This is a genomic window from Streptomyces sp. GbtcB6, from assembly GCF_019091475.1.
Lineage (GTDB): Bacteria > Actinomycetota > Actinomycetes > Streptomycetales > Streptomycetaceae > Streptomyces > Streptomyces hyaluromycini.
This window is the reverse complement of sequence record NZ_JAGXJL010000011.1, coordinates 199,286-224,818: the sequence shown is the minus strand read 5'-3', so window position 1 is coordinate 224,818 and position 25,533 is coordinate 199,286. Positions and strand designations below refer to the sequence as shown.

The 25,533-nt window shown below is 69.9% G+C and carries 23 protein-coding genes and 1 tRNA gene; 4 read left to right on the top strand and 20 right to left on the bottom strand.

What is annotated here, in order from left to right; all coding sequences use genetic code 11:
- The first annotated feature begins 96 nt into the window (after positions 1 to 96).
- Positions 97 to 1,308, top strand: a complete 1,212-nt coding sequence (locus tag KVT45_RS20785; protein WP_308310831.1) for a glycosyltransferase 87 family protein — start codon at positions 97 to 99, stop codon at positions 1,306 to 1,308.
- On the opposite strand, the gene KVT45_RS20780 is transcribed toward KVT45_RS20785, so the two are convergent.
- The 3 genes from KVT45_RS20780 to KVT45_RS20770 form a co-directional block, all read right to left on the bottom strand.
- Positions 1,287 to 1,520 carry a hypothetical protein gene (locus KVT45_RS20780; RefSeq protein ID WP_006136074.1) on the bottom strand — a complete coding sequence of 78 codons (234 nt, stop codon included), beginning with the start codon at positions 1,518 to 1,520 and terminating at the stop codon, positions 1,287 to 1,289. The genes KVT45_RS20785 and KVT45_RS20780 overlap by 22 nt on opposite strands.
- Before the next feature lie 3 nt (positions 1,521 to 1,523).
- The gene (locus KVT45_RS20775) at positions 1,524 to 1,697 is read right to left on the bottom strand and encodes a hypothetical protein (RefSeq protein ID WP_107436402.1); all 174 of its coding nucleotides are present in this window, start codon (positions 1,695 to 1,697) and stop codon (positions 1,524 to 1,526) included.
- A gap of 68 nt (positions 1,698 to 1,765) precedes the next feature.
- Positions 1,766 to 3,112 carry an MFS transporter gene (locus tag KVT45_RS20770; RefSeq protein ID WP_254647115.1) on the bottom strand — a complete coding sequence of 449 codons (1,347 nt, stop codon included), beginning with the start codon at positions 3,110 to 3,112 and terminating at the stop codon, positions 1,766 to 1,768.
- Between the two features lie 247 nt (positions 3,113 to 3,359).
- On the opposite strand from KVT45_RS20770, the gene KVT45_RS20765 reads away from it, so the two are divergent.
- Entirely contained in the window at positions 3,360 to 4,271 is a 912-nt protein-coding gene (locus tag KVT45_RS20765; RefSeq protein WP_217549557.1) for a helix-turn-helix transcriptional regulator, read from the top strand.
- Positions 4,272 to 4,332: 61 nt separating this feature from the next.
- Here KVT45_RS20765 and KVT45_RS20760 read toward each other — a convergent pair.
- The 7 genes from KVT45_RS20760 to KVT45_RS20730 form a co-directional block, all read right to left on the bottom strand.
- Positions 4,333 to 4,405: transfer RNA gene (locus KVT45_RS20760), tRNA-Ala, on the bottom strand.
- Positions 4,406 to 4,559: 154 nt separating this feature from the next.
- Positions 4,560 to 5,228 carry a histidine phosphatase family protein gene (locus KVT45_RS20755; RefSeq protein WP_217549555.1) on the bottom strand — a complete coding sequence of 223 codons (669 nt, stop codon included), beginning with the start codon at positions 5,226 to 5,228 and terminating at the stop codon, positions 4,560 to 4,562.
- Positions 5,228 to 5,671 (bottom strand): ribosome silencing factor, encoded by a 444-nt coding sequence (rsfS, locus tag KVT45_RS20750; RefSeq protein WP_217549553.1) that lies wholly within the window; start codon positions 5,669 to 5,671, stop codon positions 5,228 to 5,230. Before rsfS ends, KVT45_RS20755 begins: the two co-directional genes overlap by 1 nt.
- Positions 5,672 to 5,774: 103 nt before the next feature.
- Complete coding sequence (locus tag KVT45_RS20745; RefSeq protein ID WP_217549552.1) at positions 5,775 to 7,496, bottom strand: LCP family protein; 1,722 nt, start codon at positions 7,494 to 7,496, stop codon at positions 5,775 to 5,777.
- A 16-nt stretch (positions 7,497 to 7,512) separates the two neighbouring features.
- Positions 7,513 to 8,196, bottom strand: a complete 684-nt coding sequence (nadD, locus tag KVT45_RS20740; RefSeq protein ID WP_217549550.1) for a nicotinate-nucleotide adenylyltransferase — start codon at positions 8,194 to 8,196, stop codon at positions 7,513 to 7,515.
- A 93-nt stretch (positions 8,197 to 8,289) separates the two neighbouring features.
- Positions 8,290 to 8,457, bottom strand: a complete 168-nt coding sequence (locus KVT45_RS20735; RefSeq protein WP_177232770.1) for a hypothetical protein — start codon at positions 8,455 to 8,457, stop codon at positions 8,290 to 8,292.
- Between the two features lie 190 nt (positions 8,458 to 8,647).
- Positions 8,648 to 8,809 (bottom strand): hypothetical protein, encoded by a 162-nt coding sequence (locus tag KVT45_RS20730; RefSeq protein WP_217549548.1) that lies wholly within the window; start codon positions 8,807 to 8,809, stop codon positions 8,648 to 8,650.
- 100 nt (positions 8,810 to 8,909) lie between these two features.
- Between KVT45_RS20730 and KVT45_RS20725 the strand changes: the two genes are divergently transcribed.
- Complete coding sequence (locus KVT45_RS20725; RefSeq protein ID WP_217549546.1) at positions 8,910 to 10,025, top strand: M48 family metallopeptidase; 1,116 nt, start codon at positions 8,910 to 8,912, stop codon at positions 10,023 to 10,025.
- Positions 10,026 to 10,092: 67 nt separating this feature from the next.
- Here KVT45_RS20725 and KVT45_RS20720 read toward each other — a convergent pair whose 3' ends face one another.
- The 5 genes from KVT45_RS20720 to proB all read right to left on the bottom strand — a co-directional run bounded on the left by KVT45_RS20720 (position 10,093) and on the right by proB (position 15,115).
- Positions 10,093 to 11,163, bottom strand: coding sequence for a hypothetical protein (locus KVT45_RS20720; protein ID WP_217549545.1), 1,071 nt, complete (start codon positions 11,161 to 11,163; stop codon positions 10,093 to 10,095).
- 100 nt (positions 11,164 to 11,263) lie between these two features.
- Positions 11,264 to 11,842, bottom strand: coding sequence for a hypothetical protein (locus KVT45_RS20715; protein ID WP_217549543.1), 579 nt, complete (start codon positions 11,840 to 11,842; stop codon positions 11,264 to 11,266).
- 206 nt (positions 11,843 to 12,048) lie between these two features.
- A complete protein-coding gene (locus KVT45_RS20710; RefSeq protein ID WP_217549541.1) occupies positions 12,049 to 13,335 on the bottom strand; it encodes a glutamate-5-semialdehyde dehydrogenase in 1,287 nt (428 codons plus the stop codon).
- 100 nt (positions 13,336 to 13,435) lie between these two features.
- The gene (locus KVT45_RS20705; protein WP_046733220.1) at positions 13,436 to 13,864 is read right to left on the bottom strand and encodes a hypothetical protein; all 429 of its coding nucleotides are present in this window, start codon (positions 13,862 to 13,864) and stop codon (positions 13,436 to 13,438) included.
- A gap of 123 nt (positions 13,865 to 13,987) precedes the next feature.
- Positions 13,988 to 15,115 (bottom strand): glutamate 5-kinase, encoded by a 1,128-nt coding sequence (proB, locus tag KVT45_RS20700; RefSeq protein ID WP_217549539.1) that lies wholly within the window; start codon positions 15,113 to 15,115, stop codon positions 13,988 to 13,990.
- Positions 15,116 to 15,340: 225 nt separating this feature from the next.
- On the opposite strand from proB, the gene KVT45_RS20695 reads away from it, so the two are divergent.
- Positions 15,341 to 16,741, top strand: coding sequence for a polysaccharide pyruvyl transferase family protein (locus KVT45_RS20695; protein WP_217549537.1), 1,401 nt, complete (start codon positions 15,341 to 15,343; stop codon positions 16,739 to 16,741).
- A 15-nt stretch (positions 16,742 to 16,756) separates the two neighbouring features.
- Here the strand turns inward: KVT45_RS20695 and KVT45_RS20690 are convergent, their stop codons facing one another.
- From KVT45_RS20690 to KVT45_RS20670, 5 genes are all read right to left on the bottom strand, one after another.
- Positions 16,757 to 17,917 carry a glycosyltransferase gene (locus KVT45_RS20690; RefSeq protein ID WP_254647112.1) on the bottom strand — a complete coding sequence of 387 codons (1,161 nt, stop codon included), beginning with the start codon at positions 17,915 to 17,917 and terminating at the stop codon, positions 16,757 to 16,759.
- Positions 17,918 to 18,299: 382 nt separating this feature from the next.
- Complete coding sequence (locus tag KVT45_RS20685; protein WP_308310830.1) at positions 18,300 to 20,414, bottom strand: hypothetical protein; 2,115 nt, start codon at positions 20,412 to 20,414, stop codon at positions 18,300 to 18,302.
- A gap of 155 nt (positions 20,415 to 20,569) precedes the next feature.
- Positions 20,570 to 22,069 (bottom strand): bifunctional cytidylyltransferase/SDR family oxidoreductase, encoded by a 1,500-nt coding sequence (locus KVT45_RS20680; RefSeq protein WP_217549535.1) that lies wholly within the window; start codon positions 22,067 to 22,069, stop codon positions 20,570 to 20,572.
- Positions 22,070 to 22,358: 289 nt separating this feature from the next.
- The gene (locus KVT45_RS20675; RefSeq protein ID WP_217549533.1) at positions 22,359 to 23,588 is read right to left on the bottom strand and encodes a hypothetical protein; all 1,230 of its coding nucleotides are present in this window, start codon (positions 23,586 to 23,588) and stop codon (positions 22,359 to 22,361) included.
- Between the two features lie 114 nt (positions 23,589 to 23,702).
- On the bottom strand, positions 23,703 to 25,253 hold the full coding sequence (locus KVT45_RS20670; RefSeq protein ID WP_217549531.1) for an alkaline phosphatase: 1,551 nt from the start codon (positions 25,251 to 25,253) through the stop codon (positions 23,703 to 23,705).
- Between the last annotated feature and the right edge of the window lie 280 nt (positions 25,254 to 25,533).

Below are 25,533 nucleotides of genomic sequence, written 5' to 3'. Positions count from 1 at the left end.
GTTTCCCCGGCGGCGACGCCAACATTACACGGTCGAAGGGGTGCACCACCAAATCGTTTCCGTTCTGTACGGATACGGACGCTAGTGTCGGCCTTCGTGACCGTGATCGCGTTCTCTGAGACCCGGCGCCGGGTGCCGGTGGCCCTGGGAGCGTGTCTCCTGTCGTTCACGGCGTTCTGGGTGGCCCAGCGGGCCGCGCACGTGTCGATGATCGACCTGATGGTCTACCGGGCGGAGGGGGCGACCGTCCGCGCGGGCGGCGATCTCTACGCTCTGCGTACGACGGCGGCTCATCTTCCGTCCACCTACCCCCCGTTCGCGGCGCTGCTGTTCACCCCGCTGACACTGCTGGACGTCACGGGCATGCGCACGCTGGCGACGGCCGCGAACCTCGTCCTGCTGCTGGTGTTCGTCGGGCTGTCGATGCGGCTCGTCGGGCACGCGCGCGTGGAGCGCGTGCTGTGGGTCGCGGCGGCGGCGGTGTGGTGCGAGCCGGTGTGGACGACCGTGCGCTACGGGCAGGTCAATCTGCTGCTGGCCGTACTGGTGCTGTGGGATCTGTCACGCCGTCCCGCCGAACGCCCGGACCGGTGGGCGGGGGTGGGTGTGGGGCTCGCGGCCGCGGTCAAGCTGACACCCGCCCTGTTCGCGGTGTTCCTGCTCGCCACGGGCCTGGCCGCACGCCTCGCAGGACGGGACGGGGGTCCGTGGCTGCGGCACGCGCGCGGGGCGGCCGCCGCCTTCGCGGGGGCGACCCTGCTGGCGGCGGCCGTCCTGCCGTACGACTCGTGGCGGTTCTGGACCGGGATGGTGTTCCGGACGGGGCGGGTGGGCCGGGCCGAGGAGACCGCGAATCAGGCCCTGCGCGGCGTTCTGGCGCGCTTGCTGCACACTCCCGACCCGGGAGCCCTCTGGGCCGCCACGGCGGCCCTGACGGCCGTCCTGGGGCTCGCGGTGGCGGTGACGGCGGAGTTGCGGGGCCGGCGGGCCTGGGCGGTGGCCGTCTGCGCGGTGACCGCGCTGCTGATCAGCCCGGTGTCCTGGTCGCACCACTGGGTGTGGTGCGTACCGGTGGTGCTGCTGCTGTGGACGCGTGGGCGGCGGACAGCTGCCGCGGCCACGCTGCTGGTCTTCTTCTCGTACGCCCTGTGGTGGGTGCCGCACGGCCACGGGCGGCCCGAACTGCACCAGGGCACTGTCGCCTTGACGCTGTCCGGGCTCTACACGGTCACCGGGGTGCTGTTCCTCGCGATCGCCCGGACATCGTTGCCGAAGCCGGGCCCCGCTCAGGCCGTGACGAACGAATAGAACCGCTTGAGCGTGCAGTGCTCTTCGAGAAGCCGGCCGTAGATCGGCTCGCCCTCCAGCTCACGGTAGGTCTCGATCGGGTCGCCTTTTATGATCAGCGCCCGCGCGCATTCCTCGCACCAGTACTGGTAGTCGGGGTTGATCGGCTCCATGTCGCGGACGATCGGTGTGCCGCTCCCGCACCAGTCGCACTTCCGCCTGTGTGCACCCATCGATCAGCTCCAGCTGTGGCCGCAGGCCGTGCACACGTAGGAGATCCCGCCGTTGTCGCCGAGTACTTGGGCGACATGCACGGAACCGCAGGAAGGGCAGAGCAGCCGGGTGGTCGTGTCCCGTATCAACGCCGCACCGAGGAGGTGGCCGCCCTCCTCAAGGATGCTCGCAGGCATCGCTACTCCTCCCGTCGGGCCGCGCCCCCTTCCGGCCGTTTGATTCTGCCACGGCCGGACCAATACGGTCAGCGACGCCTCAGTACCAGTCCGGACACGGCACCCGCGGCCGCCGTCGCGGCGAGCGCCCATGCGCAGGCTGACAGCGCCTCCGCAGAGGTATACGCCTGCGGGCCCCCAACTGACTCAAGCCGGTTCAAGAACAGTGTGCCGAACGCTGCGACCCCTATGAGCTGACCGAGCTGGGTGACGGTCGCGAGGAGTCCGCTGGCGTCCGCCGCGTCCTCGGGGCGCACGGTTGCGAGCGCGCCGGTGAGCGTGGGGCTGAACGCGAGCGCGAGCCCCGCGCCCAAGCCGGCGTACGCGACATAGAGCTGCGCGCCCCCGTCGCCGCCCCCGTGGAAGGCCAGCCCGACGCCGGTCACGCCCAGCGCGGTGAGCACGAACCCGGCCGGGGTCAGCGCCCGCTGCCAGGCGGCCGGCCACCTGCGCCAGGTGAGGGCGACCGCGCCGAAGACGACGGCGGTCGGCGCGAAGGTGAGACCGGCGCGCAGCGCGCTGTAGCCGAGGCCGCTCTGGACGTGCAGGGTGAGAGTGAAGAGGAATCCGGCGTTGACGGCCATGACGGCGAGGATGCGCAGGACGGCCAGGGCCATGCCGGGGTGGCGGAGCACCCGGAGAGCGATCAGCGGGGCGCCGCCGCGCCGGGCCAGCCTCGACTCGTAGCCGCAGAACAGCGCGAACAGGAGCACGGCGGCGGCCAGGGACAGCCAGGACCACAGCGGCCAGCCCTCCTCCTGGCCGAGCACCAGCGGAACCGTCAGCAGCGACACGGCGGCCCCCAGCAGGACCAGGCCGGGCAGGTCCAGGCCGCGTGCCCGCACGGGACCGGATCCGGCACCGAGCGGCAGGGCGCGCCGGCCGAGGACGAGGAGTACGGCGCCGACGGGCACGTTGACGAGGAACACCGGCCGCCAGCCGGTGCCGAACAGGTCGGCGCTGACCAGGACGCCGCCGATGATCTGGCCTGCGGCGGCGCCGACCGCGAGGACCGCGGAGTAGGCGCCGAGCGCCCGGATGCGGGCCTCGCCGGTGAAGGAGCGCTGGATGATGCTGAGGACCTGCGGGATCATCACCGCCGATCCGGCACCCTGCACCAGCCGGAACACGATCAGCTCGGTGGCCCCCTGGGCCAGGCCGCAGGCGAGCGACGCCGTCGTGAACAGGGCGAGGCCGGCCAGGTGGACCCGGCCGTGGCCGAACCGGTCGCCGAGTCGGGCGCCGGTGATCAGCAGTACCGAGTAGGTGATGGCGTAGCCGGCCACGACCAGTTGCAAGTCGGCGCCGGAGGCGTGGAGTTCGGAACCCATCGTGGGGGCCGCGACGTTCACGATGAAGACGTCCAGCACGGCCATGAACAGGGCCGCGAGGACGACCGCGAGGAGCAGCCGGGGCCGGTTGTCAGTGCCGGGTGCTTCACTTTTCGCAGGGGTCGGAGCCGGTGCGGGACCTGGTCCCGTCCGGGATGTCGTCGTCATGCGTCCGAGCGTGGCGGCGGGGCGGTACGGGTGCCGAGAGCCCGCCGATGCTGGTACTGGCAGCACCTGGCAGGGGACGGCGGCCGCGCCCACGATGGAGGACGTGACGACGGGGGACGTGACGATGGCAACGACAGCACACCGCCGCAGGCCGGAGCTGGCCGCGTTCCTGCGCAGCAGGCGGGCCCGGGTGCAGCCCGCGGACGTCGGGATGCCGCCGGGGCTGCGGCGGCGTACGCCAGGGCTGCGGCGGGAGGAGGTCGCCCAGCTCTCGGGCGTGGGTGTGACCTGGTACACGTGGCTGGAGCAGGGCCGGCCGATCAACGCGTCGGCGCAGGTGCTGGACGCGGTGGCGCGGACGCTGATGCTGGACCTGCCGGAGCGGGAGCATCTGTACCGGCTGGCGGAGGTGCCGTTCGCCCCGATGCCGGAGGGGCTGTCCCGGTCGGTCGGCGCGGAGGTGCAGGGCATCATCGACGCGCTCGACCCGCTGATGGCGGTGGTGTACACCTCGCGCTACGACGTGCTGGCCACCAACGCCGCCTACCGGGACCTGTTCCTGGTGCCGGAGACGGTGCGGATCGGCGTGCCGAACGTGCTGTGGACACTGTTCACGATCTCGGAGGACGCCTGCCCGGTGGTGCACCTGCAGCGTGAACTGCCGGTGATGGTGGCGACCCTGCGTTCCTGCTACGGCAGACATGTCGGCGAGCCGGCCTGGGAGGACTTCATACGGGCGCTGTCCCATGCCAGTCCGTACTTCGCCCGGTTGTGGGAGAGCGGGGCGGTGGCACAGCCGGGGCCGCGGGTGAAGACGTTCCGTCATGAGGCGGTGGGCGAGCTGCGGATGACGTCGCAGTCGCTGTCGATCGACGGGATGCCGGAGGCGCGGATCGTGGTCTACACACCGGAGGACGAACGGGCGCGGGAGCGGGTGGCGTTGCTGCGGGAGCGCAGGCAGCGGCTGTGGCCGGTGACGGAGGAGGAGGCCACTGAGATCGTCCGGGAGTGGAACACGAGAAATCCCGCCCTCTGAAGAGGACGGGATTCTCATCACCGATCTTTGACAACTCGACAGTGCATGGAGTGTCGATCTGTGGAGCTAAGGAGAATTGAACTCCTGACCTCCTGCATGCCATGCAGGCGCTCTACCAACTGAGCTATAGCCCCTTGCGTTCTTCCCGTCTTTCCGCTCGGCGGGGTGAACAAGAAGAACTTTAGCCTGCGACCTGCCGGAAAGTGAAATCCGGGTCTCGGCGCGGGCCGGGTGACCGGAGGATCCTCAGCCGTCGGCCCTCAGGCATCGGCCCTCAGCCGTCGGCTCTCAGTCGTCGTCGCCGAGGACGGGCTCCGGGAGGGTGCCGGCGTTGTGCTCCAGGAGCCGCCAGCCGCGGGCGCCTTCGCCGAGCACGGACCAGCAGCAGTTGGTGAGACCGCCAAGGCTCTCCCAGTGCTGGGACTCCAGGCCGAGGAGGCGGCCGATGGTGGTGCGGATGGTGCCGCCGTGGCTGACCACCACGAGGGTGCCGTCCTCGGGGAGCTTCTCGGCGTGCCGGAGCACGACGGGGGCGGCCCGGTCGGCGACCTCGGTCTCCAGTTCGCCGCCGCCGCGACGGACCGGCTCGCCGCGCTTCCAGGCGGCGTACTCGTCGCCGTGGCGGGCGATGATCTCCTCGTGGGTGAGGCCCTGCCAGACGCCCGCGTACGTCTCCCGCAGTCCCTCGTCGCGGATCACGTCGAGGCCGGTGAGGGCCGCGAGCTGGGCGGCCGTGTCGGCGGCCCGTCGCAGGTCGGAGGAGACGATCGAGTCCGGGCCGAGGGAGGCGAGCAGGCGGGCCGCGCGGCGGGCCTGGCCGACGCCGGTCTCGGTGAGCTCGACGTCGGTGGAGCCCTGGAAGCGGCGCTCCACGTTCCAGGCGGTCTGGCCGTGCCGCCACAGGATGATGCGGCGGCCGCGGCCCCTGCGGTCGGTCACCTCGGCCGTGGCGCTCATCACCACCCCCCGCCCGGCTCGACGGTGTCCTCGGCGGCCTGCAGCTCGGCGTGGGCCGCCGCCTTGCCGCGGGTGGCCTTGGCGTCGGCCGGCAGCTCGATCTCGGGGCAGTCCTTCCACAGCCGCTCCAGGGCGTAGAAGACGCGCTCCTCGCTGTGCTGGACGTGGACGACGATGTCGACGTAGTCGAGCAGGATCCAGCGGGCCTCGCGGTCGCCCTCGCGGCGCACCGGCTTGACGCCGAGTTCCTTCTGGAGGCGCTCCTCGATCTCGTCGACGATCGACTTGACCTGGCGGTCGTTGGGCGCGGAGGCCAGCAGGAAGGCGTCCGTGATCGACAGGACGTCGCTGACGTCGTAGGCGATGACGTCGTGGGCGAGCTTGTCGGCGGCCGCCTGGGCGGCGGCGGTGATGAGCTCGATGGAACGGTCGGTTGCGGTCACTGCGTGGCTTTCCTTCGGCGGGCGTTTGACACCAAGGGTCTCACGGACCGCCGGGCGCACCCCACGTGATTACCGCGTCACGTGGGGTGCGACGGGTCGCCGCTCAGGAGGAGGACGGCTTGTAGTCCTGGCCGAGGACCACCGAGACGTCGGCGCCCGAGCCGACCGTGCCCTTCTGGACCGCGCCGGTGCCCAGGCCGAGGGTCTTGGCGACCTCGGTGGCGTTCTCCTTGTCGGCGGCGTCGGAGTACAGCACCTTGGAGGCGGCCTGGGTACCGGAGGCCGTACCGCCTTCCAGGAAGGTGTAGCCGCCGTTGACGAGGACCACGCGGGCCTTCTCGGTGTCGTCCTTGACGCCGGTGGCGTTCTGGACGGAGACACGGACCGCGGAGCCGGCCGAGGGGCTCTTGGCGGTGCCGCCGAGGATGTCCTTGACGACGCTGGAGCTGGTCTCGGCGCTGAGGGTGCCGTCGCTCTGCACGGGCAGCAGGGCGGTCTTGTAGTCGCCGCCCTTGGCGAGGTCGGCGAGCTTGGCGAGGAAGGTGCCGAGGTCCTTGTCGGTGAGGGACGGGTCGAGGATCTGCGCGAGGGTCTGCACGGTGGTCGTCGCGGCGGAGGAGTCGGAGGACATCTTGCGCAGCACGCCCTGCATGACCTGGCCGAACCGCTCCAGCTGGGCGTTCTGGGCCTCGCCGGAGGCGCGGTAGGTGGCGTAGGCGACGGCGGCCTTGCCGCTGAGGGTCTGGTCCTTGCCCTGATGGACCAGGGGTGCCTCGCCCTTCTTCTTGGCGTCCGGGTCGGGGACGTCGGCGTTGGTGTCGATGTCGATGTTGCCGACGAGTTCGACGAGGTTCTGCAGGTAGGGGGTGTCGAGGCGCCAGGTGCCCTCGATGCTGGTGCCGAGGACGGTGTCGAGCTGGTCGCGGGTGCCCGAGGAGCCGTCGTCGTCGACGGACTTGGCGAGGGTCGTGGTGGTGCCGTCGTCGTCGGTGAGGGCGAGCGAGTTGGGCAGCAGGACGGTGCTGCCCTGCTTCGTGGTGGTGTTGTCGACGAGCAGCACGCTCGAGGTGCCGCCACCGCCGGTGTTGTGGAGGTGGACGACGATCACGTCGCGTTTCTGGGCGGCCGCGGAAGTCGTCGTACCGGCCTTGGTGCCGGAGGAGGACACGCCGGGGAGTTTTCCGGCGTACCAGAGGTAGCCGACGCCGCCGACGGCGACCAGGACGAGGACGACGACCAGGGCGATCATCCGGCTGCGGGCGCGGCGCTTGGCCTCCTCGCGGCGCTCGGTGCGGTTCTCGGTGAAGTTCAGCCAGTCGATGACGTCCTCGGAGTCACCGTCCGGCTGCTCGACGAATGCGAACTGCCCGGTGTGGTAGTCCCGTTCGTCGTCGGCCTGGCGGGGTTCGGCGGGTTCCCGGACCGGTCCTGCCTGCTGCGGGATGTGCGCGGTCTGCTCGGCGACCCGGGGCTGCCGACCGCTGGTGGCCGCCTGCCCGTAGGGGTCGTAGGCGGTCTGGCCGCCGGTGCCGTACGGGTCGTACCCGGGCGTGGGTGGCACGGACGGCTGTTGTCCGGTGTCGTAGACGGACGCCTGCTGCCCGGTGTCGTAGGACGGCCCGGCCTGCTGCCCGCCCCCGGCGTAGGGGTCGTAACCGTAGCCCTGACTCTGCCCTTGCCCCTGGCCCTGGCCCTGGCCCGCGTACGGGTCGTACGTCTGCTGCTGTTGCGCCGGGATCTGGCGGTACACCGGCTGTCCGTACTCGTCGTAGCCGACGAGTTCGTACTGGTCGCTTCCGTAGCCCGCGTCGTATCGGTCGTTCACCGGTGCCCCTCTCGGCTCACTCGCCGCGGTACAGGTCGCGCTTGTCGATGTAGCGCACGACTCCGTCCGGCACCATGTACCAGATGGGGTCGCCCTTGGCGACTCTCGCACGGCAGTCTGTGGAGGAGATGGCGAGCGCGGGAACCTCCACCAGCGAGACGCCGCCCTCGGGGAGACCGCGGTCGGTCAGATGGTGACCGGGCCGGGTGCAGCCGATGAAGTGGGCCAGGGAGAAGAGTTCCTCGGAGTCCCGCCAGGTGAGGATCTGGCCCAGGGCGTCGGCGCCGGTGATGAAGAACAGGTCGGTGTCGGGGTTGAGGGCGCGCAGGTCGCGCAGGGTGTCGACGGTGTAGGTGGGGCCGCCGCGGTCGATGTCGATGCGGCTGACGGAGAACTGCGGGTTCTCCGCGGTCGCGATGACCGTCATCAGATAGCGGTCCTCGGCCGGTGAGACGGCGCGGGCGGTCTTCTGCCACGGCTGCCCGGTGGGCACGAAGACCACCTCGTCGAGGTGGAACTGGGCGGCGACCTCGCTGGCCGCCACGAGGTGACCGTGGTGGATCGGGTCGAACGTTCCGCCCATGACGCCGAGACGGCGTTTGCCGGTGTGCCCGGGGCCCGCCGGCGTGTACCGCGGGGTCGTCACCATGTCGTCGGCCTCGTCGTTCACCGGACCGGTAGGCATGTCCTGCTCTCCCATGCGTGCAGACCCTACCGGCCCGGCCCGTGAGCCCCGTCCGGAGGCCCGGAGGCCCGGAGGACCGGCGGACCGGTGCCGGGCTCGGCGTCCGGCTCAGCGGTCGCGGTTGAAGCGGGTGGTGATCCACAGCAGGAGCAGCAGGATGACGAGGGCGCTGCCGCCGGTGACGGCCGGGTTGAGGCTGTTGTGGTTGCCTCCGTGCTCCTCGCCCTCGGCGGCGAGGGTGACCAACTGGGCAGCGGCGCTGTGAAGATTCATCATCTGCGGCAGGACCTATCGCGTGTGGACGGGATAAAGATGTCGGCTCATCGTAAGCGTGCGGCCCGGTGACGATCACGCCGACTCCTCCGTTGGGCCGACGCCTGAGCGCCGCCCGGCGGACGCCGGGCCCGGCTCCTGCGTTCTCCCGAGTCCTCGTGCGTCACAGCGGAAGGGGAACGATCCCGGCGGCTCAGTCGTCCTTCTGTTTGTACCCGCGCAGCAGGAACCAGGCGGTCAGTGCGCAGCCGACGAACATGACGACGATGACGACCCGGAGCAGGTCGCCCGAGCCCTGGTGCTGGGCGGCGCTCGCGGCCTGGGTGAGCCAGGCGGCCGGGGGGTGGTGCTCCATGAGGACTCCTTCGGCTGTACTGCCCGTCCACGGTATCTCCGCCTAGGCTGGGCCCTGCTTCGGGGGCACACAGTGGGCACTCACGCACCTGGGGGATGACATGTCCGACGACGGCCACGAGCAGAACGGGCACGAGCAGAACGGGCACGAGCGCGTGCCGAGCAGGCAGCGCAGGCGGTTCTCGGGGATCTCCTCACGTGCGTACGAACATCCGGCGGACCGTTCGGCACTGGTGGCGCTGCGCAGGCTGAGCGGCTTCGACACGGTCTTCAAGGCGCTCAGCGGGCTGCTTCCGGAGCGGAGCCTGAGGCTGCTGTTCCTGTCCGACTCGGTCCGGGTGTCCGACCAGCAGTTCGCACACCTGAACGACATGCTGCGGGACGCCTGTTACATCCTGGACCTGGAGAAGGTCCCGCCGATGTACGTGACGCAGGATCCGCAGCCGAACGCGATGTGTATCGGCCTGGACGAGCCGATCATCGTGGTGACCACGGGACTGGTGGATCTCCTCGACGAGGAGGAGATGCGGGCGGTCGTCGGCCACGAGGTGGGGCACGCCCTGTCCGGGCACTCGGTGTACCGCACGATTCTGCTGTTCCTGACGAACCTGGCACTGAAGGTCGCCTGGATCCCGCTGGGCAACCTCGCCATCCTGGCGATCGTGACGGCCCTGCGGGAGTGGTTCCGCAAGTCGGAGCTGTCCGCCGACCGGGCCGGGCTGCTGGTGGGCCAGGATCTGCGGGCCTCGATGCGCGGGCTGATGAAGATTGCGGGCGGTAACCACCTGCACGAGATGAACGTGGACGCGTTCCTCAAGCAGGCCGAGGAGTACGAGGCGGGCGGCGACCTGCGCGACTCCGTGCTGAAGATCCTGAACGTGCTGCCGCGCTCGCACCCCTTCACCACGGTCCGCGCGGCCGAGCTGAAGAAGTGGGCCGAGTCCCGTGACTACCAGCGGATCATGGACGGTCACTACCCGCGGCGCACCGAGGACAAGGACACCTCGGTCGGCGACTCGTTCAAGGAGTCCGCGGCGAGCTACGCCGACGATGTGAAGAGCTCCAAGGACCCGCTGATGAAGCTGGTCACGGACATCGCGGGCGGGGCGGGAGGCCTGGGTGGCCGGGTGAAGCGCGGTTTCGACGGGTTCACGAGCGCATCGCCGCCGAAGGACGCGCCGCCGCGGGACGCTCCCCCGCAGGGCGACGAGGCGTAGCGGACCCGGGACCCGCGCCCGGGCCGGGCTCCGTGCCGGGCGACGTCGGGACGCGCGGTTCGGTCGCTCAGACCTTCGGCTCGGCCGCGGCGGCCAGCGTCCCGCACAGGGCGGTGGCGCTGTCCGTGGCGAACGGGTTCGTGCCCGCCGGGCCGCCGGCCTTGGCCGTCTGGCCGGCCAGGAGGGGGTGCAGGTGGTCGGCGGAGTCCTCGGCGCAGGACAGGGGGCCCGCCTGGACGTAGGAGACGACCAGCTGGGTCTGGTGCAGGCGCAGGTCGTCGCGGTCGAAGCGGAAGGTCAGCTGGCGGCGGACGGTGAACAGGGAGACCTGGGCACCGGCCGGGGCGCCGGTGGGGCGCAGCGCGTAGACGAAGGTGTGGTCGGCGGTGACCTCAAGGGTGGCCGGGTCGGTCTCGGTGGCCTGCAGGTCGCCCTGGACGCGGATCCTCGGGTCGGCGAGTTCGGCGCGGGTGGGGTCGAAGCGGACCAGCCATCCGGTGGGAGCGTGCCGGCCGTCCGCCGTGGGGTGGTCGACGCTCTGGTCGAACTGGTCGAGCTGACCGGGGTCGAGCAGCGCCCGCGCGGGCCGCACCTGGCTGCTGTCGAGTACCTCGGGGTAGAGCGAGGAGCGGACGAGGTAGTCCTTGACCGTGGTCAGGGCGGCGACCACCTGGCTGTCGGAGAAGTGCGCGGTGCTCCGGGCGGCCGGCAGCGGTATCCCCTCGGCGCCGACCTCGTACAGCGCGGCCGGGCTGTGTGCGAACAGGGTCTCGGCGTCGGCGCCGCCGGGCACCTTGCCCTGAGGGGAGAGCGGGATGACGGTCATCCGCAGGGGTTCGACGGGCTGCTGGGCCTCGTCGGTGCCGTAGGGGTGGCGGACGCCCATGTAGATCGCGGTGCCGAAGGCGACGAGGATCAGGACGACGAGGATCAGGGCCTGCCGGGTGAGGCCCCGGCGCAGGGGCGGCCGACGGCGTACGGCGGGCGCATGGTCGGTCATGCGTTCGCGTGCGGAGGACTCCTGGAGGCGGGCAGCGCGAACAAACGATTCGTCGAAGACGACGGATCGGTACTCGTCCTCTCCACCCACGGGGCCGCCCTCGGGTGTCCCCTCAGGTGGGTCTACTGGCCCGCCCATACCTTCAGAGTAGGTCTCGGGAGCCTCAGGTAAACGCGCTGCTACACGACAACTTCTGACAGGTTCTCACCAGGACTGCCACCAGGGCGACCGAGGCCGCTCAGGGGGTGCGGGGGACCGCGGAGGCCGCCGGCTTGGCGGGTTGGGAGTAGTCGGCGGACACGGAGGGCGCCGCCGCGGTGCCCTGTTCCTGGCCGGTGGAGGGGGGCCTGGGCACCTGGTCGCGGCTGCCGCCCGAGGAGGCGCTGCGGTAGACCGCGGCGAAGGCGAGCGCGACCATGCCGATGCCCATGACGAGGGCGAGCACCCAGGCCACGGGACGGTGCCAGCGGACGTGTTTGCCGTACGTCCCGGCGGCGCCGTACCGGTCTTCGAGTACGTCGGTGTCGTCCAGGTCGTCGAGTTCGCCGCTGAGATCGGTGCCGTCCGGGCTGTAGCGGTCGTCGTAGCGCTCGCCTCTGGCGTGGGCGCGGCGGGCCTCGGCCTCGGAGGCCTCGGCTCTGGCCTGGGCGGCGGCTAGGAGGCGTTCGACGGCGGTCGGCTCGTGGACCACGGCCGCCTTCACGAAGGCCTCGTCGAAGACCACGGTGTCGAACTCTTCGTCCGACATTCCGTGGTCATGGTCGTCGTCGGGCTCCCAGCCGTCAGGGAACGGCGTGCCCCCCACGTCCTCCGGCACGGATCCAGAGTAGACCTGGGGGGTCAATTTGGGCAGACGGTATGGAAATTCATAGGTCCGGTGAGACGCCTCTCACGCCGCCCCCGGGGCCCGTACGCCCTTCCGCGCGCCCGTCGGCACGGATAGGCCGTTCCGTGCGCACGCACGCCGTACACCCGTACACCCGTACACCCGTACACACGCACAGGTGTACAGGTGTACGGGTGTCAGCGGCGGATGTGGCCGTCGCCCGTGACGATGTACTTGGTGCTGGTCAGCTCCGGCAGGCCCATGGGGCCGCGGGCGTGCAGCTTCTGGGTGGAGATGCCGATCTCGGCGCCGAAGCCGAACTGGCCGCCGTCGGTGAAGCGGGTGGAGGCGTTCACGGCGACGGTGGTGGAGTCGACCAGCTGGGTGAAGCGGCGGGCGGCCTGCTGGGAGGTGGTGACGATCGCCTCGGTGTGCCCGGAGGTCCACAGCCGGATGTGCTCGACGGCCTTGTCGAGGGAGTCGACGACGGCGGCGGCGATGTCGTACGACAGGTACTCGGTCTCCCAGTCCTCCGGGACCGCCTCGACGACGGTCGCCTTGGAGTCCTTGGCGTAGGCGAGGACGCGTTCGTCGGCGTGCACGGTGACGCCGGCCTCGGCGAGGGCGTCGAGGGCGCGCGGCAGGAACTCGGGGGCGATGTCCTGGTGGACGAGGAGGGTCTCGGCGGCGTTGCAGACGCTGACCCGCTGCGCCTTGGAGTTGATGAGGATGTCGATGGCCATGTCGATGTCGGCGTGGGCGTCGACGTAGACGTGGCAGTTGCCGGTGCCGGTCTCGATGACCGGGACCTTGGACTCCATGACGACGGTCTGGATGAGGGAGGCGCCGCCGCGCGGGATGAGGACGTCGACGAGGCCGCGGGCGCGCATCAGCTCGTGGACGGACTCGCGGCCCTCGCCGGGCACCAGCTGGACGGCGTCGGCGGGCAGCCCGGCACCGCCGACGGCGTCGCGCAGGACGCGGACGAGGGCGGTGTTGGACTCGTAGGCGGAGGCGGAGCCGCGCAGCAGGACCGCGTTGCCGGACTTCAGGCAGAGGGCGGCGGCGTCGACGGTGACGTTCGGGCGGGCCTCGTAGATGATGCCGACGACGCCGAGCGGGACGCGGACCTGGCGCAGGTCGATGCCGTTGGGGAGAGTGGAGCCGCGGACGACCTCGCCGACCGGGTCGGGCAGCTTCGCCACGTCGCGGACGTCGGAGGCGATGGCGCGGACCCGCTCCGGGGTGAGGGTGAGGCGGTCGATGATCGCCTCACTGGTGCCGTTCTCGCGCGCCTTGGCGATGTCCTTGGCGTTGGCCTCGACGATCTCGCTCGTACGGACCTCCAGGGCGTCCGCGACGGCGAGCAGCGCGTCGTCCTTCACAGCACGCGGCAGCGGCGCGAGGTCGGCGGCGGCGGCCTTGGCACGGTAGGCGGCCTGGGTGACCGGGGACATGGCGTCGTACGGCGAGAGCGTGGTCATGAGGGAAGGGTAGTGCGCGCCGGCGGGCCGTCCACGCGTCATCCCACACCGCGAGACGTGGATCAAAACGGGTGAATACCGGCCGGCGTCGGAGGCGGCGTCAGAACGGGTGGATGCCGACCGGTGTCGCGGGCGGCGGGCCGTAACCTTCGGCGATCCGCTGGTGGTAGGTGGCGCGGTCGATGACCTCAAGACCGACGATCTCCCACGCGGGCAGGCCGGCGGTCTGGCGGTGCTCGCCCCACAGGCGCAGGGCGACGGCGGCGGCGTCGTGGAGGTCGCGCGCCTCTTCCCAGTAGCGGATCTCGGCGTGGTCGCAGGCGTAGCGGCTGGTGAGGAGGAAGGGGTGGTCGTGGGCCAGCTGTTCGAGTCCGCGGCGCAGCTCCGGCAGGGGGACCTCGGCACCGCAGACGCTGAGGGTGACGTGCCACAGGCGGGGCAGGTCCTTCGGCTCCTCGTAGGTGTCCCCGGCCGCGACGCTCGTCAGAGCACCGCGGGAGGCCGCAGCCCCAGGGCGCACTCGTCTCACGACGGCCTCCTTCAGCTGTGCTCGTGCGGAACGTGGTCCTGAGACAAAGTTGAGCAGGCCGCAAGGGTTCGTGTGGCGGTTTTACGGAACGTCCCCCACCGGGGTCCGTCGTTACGCCCCGTTTTACGGGTGCAGGATCACCAGGTCGTCCCTGTGTACGACCTCGCGTTCGTACGCCGGGCCCAGCTCGCGTGCCAGCTCCCTGGTCGAACGCCCGATCAGCTGGGGGATCTCCTTGGCGTCGAAGCTGACGAGCCCGCGGGCCACCGCGCGGCCTTCGGTGTCGCGCAGCTCGACCGGATCTCCGGCAGCGAAATCGCCCTCCACGGCGGCGATCCCGGCCGGCAGCAGCGACTTGCGGCCCTCGACGACCGCGCGGACGGCGCCGTCGTCGAGGGTGAGCGAGCCCTGCGGGGTGGAGGCGTGCTGGAGCCACAGGAGGCGGTCTGCGGACCGTTTGCCGGTGGGGTGGAAGTAGGTGCCGGTGTCGCCGCCGGAGAGCGCGTCGGCGGCGTGCACGGCGCTCGTGAGGACCACCGGGATGCCCGCGGCGGCGGCGATCCGGGCGGCCTCCACCTTGGTGACCATTCCGCCGGTGCCGACGCCCGCCTTCCCGGCGCTGCCGATCTCGACGCCCGAGAGGTCCTCGGGTCCCTTCACCTCCGCTATCCGGGAGGTGCCGGGCCTGCTGGGGTCGCCGTCGTAGACGCCGTCGATGTCGGAGAGGAGGACCAGCAGGTCGGCGTGGACGAGGTGGGCGACGAGGGCGGCGAGGCGGTCGTTGTCGCCGAAGCGGATCTCGTCGGTGGCGACGGTGTCGTTCTCGTTGACGACCGGCAGGGCGCCCATCGCGAGCAGCTTGTCGAGGGTGCGGGAGGCGTTGCGGTGGTGGGCGCGGCGGCTCATGTCGTCCGAGGTGAGCAGGACCTGGCCGACGCGGACGGCGTAGCGGGCGAAGGAGGCGGTGTAGCGGGCGACGAGCAGGCCCTGGCCGACGCTGGCGGCGGCCTGCTGGCGGGCCAGGTCCCGGGGGCGGCGGCGCAGGCCGAGCGGGGCGAGTCCGGCGGCGATGGCACCGGAGGAGACGAGGACGATCTCCTTCTCCCCGCCGCTGCGGCTCTTGGCGAGGACGTCGACGAGCGCGTCGACACGGTCGGCGTCCAGGCCGCCGGAGGCGGTGGTCAGCGAGGAGGAGCCCACCTTGACGACGATCCTGCGGGCCTCGCCGACGGCCTGCCTAGCCCTTGCCACGTCTGTCCCCACTTCCTTGCGCGTGGCCAGCAATCTACGCGAAGGGGATGCACGAGGGACGCGTCCGTCCAGCCTCCGGACATCGGGACCGACCGCAACACCCACAGACAGCGAGTGATCGATTGACCACGCCCCGCTTATGGCAAAAAGGTTGCACTGACTGCTTATAGAAATTGAAGCAAACGCAAAGTTAACTTGAAGTTTGTGTCATCTAAAGTTCGCAGCGTGAAGCGCATCCTCCTCAGGTCAGGGAAGAGCCCCTACGACGTCGTCACCGTCGAGGAGGCTCTGCACCGGGACGTCATAGCCACCAATTCCGGCAACCTGATCTTCAGCGATGCCGCGCACAAGATCCTCGAGACGCCGGGCACCGAGGTCGTCTCGAACGGCATGCCCTCCGAGGCCTCCGCCGCCGCACGCATCAACGAGGAGTACGACGCCTTCGTCGTCCCGCTCGCCAACGCCTTCCGGCCCTCCTTCGAGAGCGCGTTGAAGCGGATGACCCGGCTGATCTCCAGGCTGAACATCCCGGTGGTCGTGCTCGGCGTCGGTGCACAGACCGGGGTGAGCTACAACCCGGAACGGCTCAAGCGGATGGAGCCGACCGTGCGGGAGTTCTGCTCGGCGGTGCTGGAGCGCAGTGCGTCGATCGGCGTGCGGGGCGAGTTCACCGAGCAGTACCTGAAGGCCATGGGCTTCAAGGACGTCGAGGTCATCGGCTGCCCCTCGCTGTTCATGTACGGCGAACAGCTCCCGGTGCACAAGAAGGCGCTGGAGTTGACGCCGGCATCGCGGATCGCGATCAACGGCTCGCACAGTGCCGTACGTGCGCAGGGCCTGGACCGGATCATCACGCGCACCCACGAGCGCTATCCGAATCTGCGTTTCGTCGGCCAGAACCTCAGTGACGCACGGCAGTTGCACTGGCGGGACCTGTCCGATCCCAACGCCGCGGTGACCGCGATGCCGACCCACCCGGACCATCCGATGTTCCGCGAGGACAAGGCGCGGGTGTACGTCGACCCGTTCACCTGGATCGACGATCTGCGCTCCTTCGACTTCTCCTTCGGTTCGCGCATCCACGGCAACATCGCGGCGCTGCTGGCCGGCACGCCGGCCACTGTGCTGTGCGGTGACTCGCGGACGCTGGAACTCTGCCGTTACTTCGAGATTCCGCACCGGCGGCTGGACCAGGCGGTGAAGGACCCCGAGTCGGCGGATCCGGCGAAGCTGTACGCGGAGGCCGACTTCGGCGGACTGGTCGGCGGTCACCGGGAGCGTTTCGAGCGGTTCACCGGGTTCCTCGACAGGAACGGGCTGGAGAACACCTTCACGCACGGCGACGGCGGAGCGGCCTTCGAGGAGCGGATGCGGACGCTGCCGTTCCCGGCGGGAATCCGCCCCTGGAACGACGCGGACGTCGCCTCGCTCACCTCGCGGTTCGGCTGGCTGCACAGCCGTATCGAGGAACTGTCGCTGGACAACGCCCGTCTGGAGAAGGAACTGGCGCGTGCCGGGGCACGCGCCGCCAAGACGGTCGCCGCGCCGGCGCCGGCCTCGGTCTACCGGCGGGCCCGGCGGGCCGTGGGCAAGCCGATCCGCCGGGCGCTGGGGTCGGGCGGATAACCGCGCGGGGCCGGGTCAGGCCGCCGCCGCCTTCACGTCCCGGGTCGGCAGCGACCGCCGCAGCTTGCGCAGCGCGCGCCGCAGGACGTTGTTGGCGGCCTCCTCCCGGTAGCCCTTGACGGCGCGGGCCTCTCGGGGTTCGGCGAGATAGATCCAGTCGGGGAGGCCGGCAGCCTTGGAACGGAAGTGCGGGTAGCCGAGGTAGACGCAGGTGCCACGCTTCTCCAGGACCGGGGTGGGCTTCTTCTTGGCCCGTACGAACTCCACGACGTCCGGGAGGAGCTCGGTGCGCCCGACGGCGACCAGGTGCAGCTGGAGTCGCTCGTGGACCTTGAGGCGGCGGGCCACCTCGGGGTTCCAGTGGGCGTCCATCAGCGGCTTGACGAGCTCCAGTTTGTGCTGCCGTACCTCGTCGGTGTCCTTGAGGAACTTGGGGCCGAACTGCGGGAGCAGCGTGACCTTGAACGGCCGGACCATGAGGCCGTCGCGCCGCGGCCCTGCCGGGACCATCTCGGCGATCAGGTTGATCAGGGCGCGCGCGGAGTCGAAGCGGAGGGTGTAGCTGCCGCTCTTGGTGACGTGTTTGCCGTCCTCGCGGCCGACGAGGTAGTAGCAGGGGTAGTCGGCGACCACAGAGACGCCGTCGGCGCGCAGATAGGCCTCCATGGTGAACAGCGCGTCCTCGCCGGTCCACAGGGACTCGTCGAACCGCATGCTGTGCCGTTCCAGCAGGGCGCGGCGGAAGAGTTTCTGGGCGCTGAGCGCGAACTTGATGTTGGAGGAGAAGACGTCGGTGCGGCCGAGGGTCTCGCCCCACATCGACTGCGGTGCTTTGCGGTTGATCCCCTCGACCTTGCCGAGGACGACGTCGGTGCTGTTCTTGTCGGCCATCGCGACCATGCGTTCCAGTGCCTCGGGGCCGAGCCGGTCGTCGGCGTCCAGGAAGAACACGTAGCGGCCGGCGGCCTTGGCGAGGCCGACGTTGCGCGGGCCGCTGGGGCCGCCGGAGTTCTCCTGGCGGATCACGGTCACCGGCATGGCGGCGCGGGCCGCGAACTCCTCCAGGTACTCCCCCGTGCCGTCGGTGGAGCCGTCGTCGACGGCGATGACCTCCATGCGGGCCGGGTCGAGGGTCTGGTGCTCAACGGAGGCCAGACATTCGACCAGGTACGGCATCGCTTCGTACGCCCCGATGATCACGGTCACATCAGGCTGCGCAACGACGGTCACGTTTCCCCCTAGTCAATGGTGCGTTCCCCCTGCGTCACCTCGATCGCAACGTCTTAGATGGCTGATCGACACGACAGGTTGCCTTGGAGTACGCACTCAGTGGCCCAGCTCACATGACGAACGGACAGCCGGGTGGTGTACAGCGGGTTACACCGGACAGTACGGGCACACGGTAAGAGCTGCTCAACACGAACGGCGAAGCATGGGTAAGAAGAAATCCGCGCATTACTAAGCAGAGGTAAGAGAACGCATCGCATCGGCACAACCGGAACGGGCCTGGTCCCGGGGAGATCCCCGGGACCAGGCCCGTTCGCGGTCTTTACGGGTGTCAGCCGGCGGTCGCGCCCTCCGCCTCGCCGGCGGTCGTCCGCGGCTTTCCGCCGGGCAGCGCCTCGGCGAGTTCGGCCGCCTCGGGGTCACCGGCCGCGATCCGGGCCTCCTGGCCCAGGTTGCGGGTCTCGGCCTTGCGGGCGAGCGCGGCCACCGCGTCGTTGAACTGCTCGATTGAGGTCGGCTCGTCCGGCCCGAGCAGGTAGTGCTTGAGCTCGTCCCGGTCCGCGGCCAGCGGATCGGCCGACGGGTCGCGTACGGCGTCCAGGAGGCCGCCGAGTTCCTTGGCGCTGTTGGAGAGGATCACGGCGGCGCGCACGGCGGTGTTCGCCCGCTTGAACTCCTCCACGCCGAGGCCGGCGGAGTCGGTGACGGCGTACGGCTTGCCGCTCGCGATGAAGTCGGAGACCACGCTGGAGATGTCGGAGACCATCGCGTCGGAGACGTTGAAGCAGTCGTAGAGGCGGGGTTCGGCGCCTGTGATGACGGCGTGCCGGTACGACGGCAGGGCCTGCCAGTAGAAGTCGTTCCAGTCGGCGCGCAGCCGGGCGATCTCCTCGTGCTTCTTCAGGTCGACGACATCGTCCCGGCTGGCCTCGGCCTCGTCGCGCTTGTCGTCGCCCGTGCCGGCCAGTTCGGTCAGACGGGTCTCGATGCGGGTCAGTTCGGCCCTCGCCGCCGTCTGGACGGCCGTGTCGGCGGCGAAGCGGGCATCGGTGTCGCGGGAGGCGGCGGCCTTCTCGACGAGGGCGGTGACGCGCCGGTGGGCGGTGCCGGCCTCGGCGCTGACGGTGCCGGTGAAGGGGTGCGGCTTGTACAGGACGCGGACCGGCGGGTCGGCCTTGACCAGCTTCTTCACGATGTTCTCGCCGGCGAGCACGAGCGAGGTGTTGCCGGGGTCGCCGTCCCAGCCCTCCCAGGTGGGCGCGTAGAGCACGGTGGGGATACGGCCGTCGGGGACGCCTTGCCAGCTCTGGATGGGGGCCAGCTGAGGGCGGCCGACCTCGACGATGTCGTCGTCGCGGACGCCGACGTCGGCGATGGCGTAGCGGTCGCGACCCGCGCGGCCCGCGGTCCACACCTCGTCGTACACCTTGCTGAACGGGTTGACGCTGGCCAGCTTGTCGCTGTCGCCGTGGCCGATGAAGACGTGCTTCATCGTGGGGACGCGCAGCAGGTGGATGTTCTTGCCGACGTTGGCCGCGTAGAGGGCGACACGGACCGTGGAGAGGTCCATGTTCATCAGGTGCACGCCGCCGGGCACGCAGATGACGGGGACGGTGGTCGGGGCGAGGCTCTGCAGGATGACCCGCTCGCGCAGCAGGATCAGCGGACGGGACTCCAGCTCTTCCATGGTCTCCAGCCACATGTTGACCTGGTAGGCGGAGTCCTTGGAGCCGGAGAAGTACAGCACGGTCCCGGGCCGGTACTCGGCCAGCCAGTCGTCGACGGCGGCCAGCACGGTGTCGGCGTCGGGCGGGGTCTTGCGGCCGCGCACGTACGGCATCAGCACCAGTACGTACAGGCACCCCAGGGCCAGGGTGATCCCGATGCCGACGAAACCGGCGAGCACGTTGTCCGTCATCGCCGAGATCAGCAGGCCGACGACGGCCGCGAGGTCGAGGTGGAGCATCTTCTCGGCGGAACGGTCGAGCAGGCCGCGCGGCGGGGCGTCCGGGATGCGGATGCGGGACTTCAGGTCGACGTTGCGGGTGGCGACCGGCATCCGGCGGCGGTTGCGGATCAGGGTGACCAGTGCGCCGTGCGGGGCCTGCAGGCCGTAGAAGGCGATGAAGCAGGCGATCGCGCCGTAGAAGACCAGGCCGTTCGAGAGGTCCATGCGGGCCAGCAGCAGGATCAGCAGCAGCTGCCGGATCAGGAAGCGGATCGACAGACCGGCCCGGACTTTGCTCAGGCGGTTGATGAGGTAGCTGCCCTTGCGGTGCAGGTAGTGGTCCGCCAGGTACGTGACGGCGGCCGCGGCCGCGAAGGCGTAGACGCTCGGGACGAGCGCGGCGACCATGAGGACCGGGAAGCCCAGCATCATGAGTGCCGCCGCGGCCAGCTCGGCCGCGCTGCCCACCCGGGCGACGCGAATAGCGGTGGATATCACGGAGAACCTTTTGCTGACAAAAAGGCCTGAATTTGACCTTGCGGACGATCTGGAAGGTTGTCGATCTGGGTTTTTACGGGTTCAGGCCCCTGTGAATGCTCAGCGAACGCGCGCAACCACAGAGGCCTGAATTACAGATGACTAATGGCTGTCGATTATGCCACGCCGTCCTGACGGTCCAGGACACTGGCCAGGGCCTGCTCGAAGCCGGAGGCCTGGCCGGCGGCCGCCGTCGGGTCCTGCTGGCGGACGTCGATGACATGGCCGGTGAGTTCGGACAGCAGCACGTCGAGGGAGGTGCGGGCGACGGCCTCGGAGGAGAGCAGGGAGCCCGACGGCTCCTGGCCGAACGCCTTGGTGCGCATCGGGGTGGCGGTGCGCTCGGGGTTGATGCAGTTGACGCGGACGGCGTCGCCGGCCCACTCGTCGGACAGGGCCTGGGTGAGGTTCACCATGGCGGCCTTGGTCGAGGAGTAGAGGCTGTACTCGGCGCGGCCGCGGGTGTAGCTGCTGGAGGTGTAGAGCAGCAGCTGGCCCTGGGTCTCGGCGAGGTACTTGTAGCTGGAGCGGGCGATCTGCACCGGGGCCAGGTAGTTGACCTTCAGTGCCTCTTCGATGGTGGCGTTGTCGGTCTCGGCGAGCTTGCCGATGCGCAGTACGCCCGCGGTGTTGACGACGTAGTCGATGCGGCCGGTCTCGGCGTACGCCTTGGAGAGCGCGTCGTCGACCTCTTCCGGGTTCTCCACGTGGGTGCCGGTGGTGGAGCGGCCGAGGGCGTAGACGTTGGCACCGTAGGACTCGGCGAGTTCGGCGATGTCCTTGCCGATGCCGTACGAACCGCCGAAGATCACCGCGGTCTTGCCGGTGAGCAGTTCGCGGTAGGCGTCCTCGCTCTTCTGCTCGGGGGCGGCGCTGGAGGCGAGCTGGAAGAGCTTGTCGGCGATGAAGACGTCGACGGGCTGGGTGACCTTCATGTTGTACTCGTCGCCGGCGACGACGTGGATCGGCACGTCCGGCAGGTACTTGAGGACGACGGAGCAGTCGTCGGTGGCCTGGAAGTTGGGGTCGCCGTCGGCGACCGCGTAGGCCCTCTTGATCGTGGACAGCTTGAACGCCTGCGGGGTCTGGCCGCGGCGCAGCCTGGAGCGGTCCGGGATCTCGGTGATGAATTCGCCGTCCCCGCCATGGGTGCGGGTGACGATGATGGTGTCGGCGGACGGGATGGCGACGTCGACGGCCTGGTAGCGCTCCAGCGCGGTCACGCAGTCGTCGATGACGCGCTGTGACAGCAGGGGGCGTACGGCGTCGTGGAAGAGGACGTTGAGGTCCTCGCCCTCGGCCAGGCCCTCGCCGAGGGCCTCGATGGCTCGCTCGGTGGTCTCGTTCCGCGTGTTGCCGCCTTCGATGACCTTCTTGACCTTGGTGAATCCGGCCTTGGCGACGATCTTCTCGACGTCCGCGACGTAACCCGGTGCCATCAGCACGATGATGTCGTCGATCGAGCCCGCCTTCTCGAAGGTGGCCAGGGTGTGCTCGATGACGGCCTTGCCTGCGATCTTCAGCAGCTGCTTGGGGATCGACAGACCCACCCGCTGGCCGGTGCCACCGGCCAGGATCACTGCGGTGGTTCGGGGCTTGGCTATGCGCTGGGACACAGGTGACCTACCTTGGGGCATCAGGGAACCAGGAAATGGTCCCACTTCCGGTAACCGCTGTGCAAGGTGAGCGCCGTCCACTGCATATGTGCCCGCAACCTTTCATTCACCTTGCACCGCTGGTGATGGGCGTCGCCCGCCGGACCACTGGAAGAGTTCCGTGAATTTGCTGTGAGTAACTACACAGCGCATTCCGATTGCTGTGCGTGACAGGACGCACGTCTCAGCAGTGCTACGCCGTGCTACAGGGACGGCTTAGCCGGGCTACGCCGTCCCTCCTTCCCGCATCTCACCGCCGTCGCAGCTTCTTCAGACATCGGTGCCCCAGGACCCGCACGAGTTCCTTGGACGACGTCTGGTGCACGGTGCGGGACTTCGGCTCGGCGGTGTGGCGTACCGGGGCCGAGGCCGCCGCGGCGAGCGCGCCGTAGAGCGCCTGAGCGGCGACCTCCGGGGCGATGCGGGCCTCGGCGGCGGGCGATCCCGGCTGTTTGGGGACAGCGGGCAGGGCGTAGAGCAGGGCGGGGTCGCCGATGACGCGCACGCCCATGGCACCGATGCGTTCCACGATCTCGGCGCCGATGCGGCCGGCGGCCTCGACGGCCCAGTCGGGGGTGGAGATCTTCACGTCGGCGGCGGTGGGGCTGCACGAGTTCTTCATATGCATGACGGCGCCGTTGCGGACGAGCTTGGAATACAGCTCGTCGGGGAGTCCATTGCCGCGGAATTCCACGTTGAGATTTCGCAGCATTTCGGTCTCGGCGAGGGTCAGCGAGCGGTTCGCCGTGTCCGGGACGGGCTGGAGGAGTTTTTCGGGAAGTCCGAGGAGGGCTTCGAAGGTGCGCATCAGGCCGTCGCGGTCCCGGTCGTCGACCACGACGACGGTGATCCGGTCGGCGCCGACCGCGCGGATCCAGCGTTCGACGAGCCGGTCATGCCGGTGCCGGCGCCAGAAGCTGGGGTTGGGCTTCTCGTAGGGGGCCTTGCGGAGCATGTGCTCCAGCCATTCCTCGTAGCCCATACGCAGTCCGTTCTGCACGTACTGCTGCCACTGTGAGGGCATGATCCTGGCGAGCGGACGGAGGGTGACGAGGACGTGGACGCGTTCGCCGCCGAGCTGCTCGACGATGCGGGCGACGGTCTCGTCGTCGGGGGCGTCGGCGAAGAACTCGCTGCTGATCACCGAGGTGCGGGAGCCGGTGGCCTCGACCTGCTTGAGCAGCCGCGCCCAGTGCTTCTCGGTGGGCACGGTGTCGCCCATCATCGCGGGCCGGGCGCAGGCGGCGAGGGCGGCCTCCATCGGGTGCCGGGTGGTCGCCGGGAACTCCACACCGTGTTCGGGCAGCTTGTCCTTCGCGGCGAACAGGGCGCCCTGGATGGCCGTGGTTCCCGTTTTGTGCGGGCCGATGTGCAGCAGGCGGGTGCCGGCGGGCAGGGCGGCAAGGGGACCGGTGGGACTCATGGGGCCTATGGGGGCGTTGTTCACCGGGGCTTCGCCTCTCGTACAGTCCGTCTCCATGGTTAACAGAAGGTAAGACGTTTACCTTAGGTTCACCTGAGAGGAGCCTGGGACACAGATGAGTCCCAGGCTCCCGTTACAAAGACTTGACGTTCGGTGTGCCCGGTTCGTGCATCAGACGACCTGTACGCCTGGTTCGTCCGTCTCGACGCGCAGGGTGGCGAGCGTGCTCGCGGTGGCCTGCGGCCCGACGACGGTGTCGACGACTCGCACGCGCGCGTCGATGCCGTCGCGGCGGATGTCGAAGAGGTGGTAGCCGCGGTGGGCGTCGATGACCTTCCAGTGCGGGTTGTCGGCCTTCAGCGGGTCCCACTGGGCGTGGAAGGCAGCCTGGTCCTGGTCGCCGTTGCTGGAGATGGAGGTGCCAACGAACTCGGCGCCGACGACGTCCGACGACGGGTCAGCGAAGTCCTTCTTCAGGTCGCTGATCATGGTGAGATGGCGGTCGCCACTGAGCACGACGGGGTTGCGAACGGAGGCGAACTCGTCGAGCAGGGCGTTGCGTTCGACCTGGTAGCCGTCCCAGGCGTCGTAGTACCAGAGTTTTCCGTCGCCGGGCAGGATGTCGGTCTCGGCCATCATGATCTGCGAGGCGATCAGGTTCCAGCGGGCCGGCGAGTCGTGCAGTCCGTCGAGCAGCCACTGTTTCTGTTCGGCGCCGAGCATGGTGAGCGAGGGGTCCTCGGCGGCCGCCTGGCTGGTGACCTGGTCGCTGCGGAACTGGCGGGTGTCGAGGACGTTGAGCCGGGCGAGGCGGCCGAACTCCAGGCGGCGGTACATCTGGATGTGCGGCCCGTCAGGGATCGCGGTGGCCCGGACCGGCATGTGCTCGTAATAGGCCTGGAAGGCGGCGGTGAGCCGGGCGACGAACGCGTCGTGGGACTGCTTGCCGGGGTCCTGGGGGACCTCGCCGGCCCAGTCGTTGTCGACCTCGTGGTCGTCGAAGGTGACCACCCAGGGCGCGTTCGCGTGCATGGCGGCAAGGTCGGGGTCGCTGCGGTACTGGGCGTAGCGGTTGCGGTACTGCACCAGGGTGTACGGCTCGCCGGTGCCCTCGTGGCGGCGGGGGCCCGCGGAGGACGGCGTGGACTCGTAGATGTAGTCGCCGACGAAGAGGACGACGTCGGGGTCCTGGGCGAGCATGTCGGCGTACGGGGTGAAGTAGCCGTGCTGCCAGTTCTGGCAGGAGGCCAGGGCCACGCGCAGGGTGCCGCCCCTGGCGTGCGGGTGGGGGGCGGTGCGGGTGCGGCCGGTCGGGGAGATCCGGCCGCCGGCGCGGAAGCGGTACCAGTAGGAGCGGCCGGGGTGCAGTCCTCGTACGTCCACGTGAACGCTGTGCCCGTACTCGGGCCGGGCGTGGGCGGTGCCGCGGCGGACGACCTTGCGGAGGCGCTCGTCCTCGGCGATCTCCCAGTCGACGGGGACGATCTCGTCCGGCATGCCGCCGCCGTTCAGGGGATCGGGGGCGAGCCGCGTCCAGAGCACGATGCCGTCGGGCAGCGGGTCGCCGGAGGCGATACCAAGACCGAACACTCCGTCGGGCAGCGGGGTTTCGGCGGCCCGGGCGGCGGACGGCAGCCAGAGCTGGGCGGATGCGGCGGCTCCGAGGACGGCGGCGCCGGCGGTCAGAAAGCGGCGACGGTCGGGCGATGGTGCTCCGGTCATGCGCGGACTCCCTTGCCACGGTGGCCTCTTGGAAGGTCTGGCCTTCGGAAGCTCCCACGGCCGGACGGTCCGTCCGCCGAACACGGGTATGCGTGCGCATGACAAACGGGTAGACAACAGAAAACCCGTTGCGGCCGGGAACGGGTCCCAGCCACAACGGGTCTGACGGGTCTGACGGGTCTGACGGGTCTGACGGGTCTGACGGGTCTGACGGGTCTGACGGCAGATCAACGACCCCGGAGACCGGGAAAGCCGGCGGCCTTACCGACCCCCGGCCTAC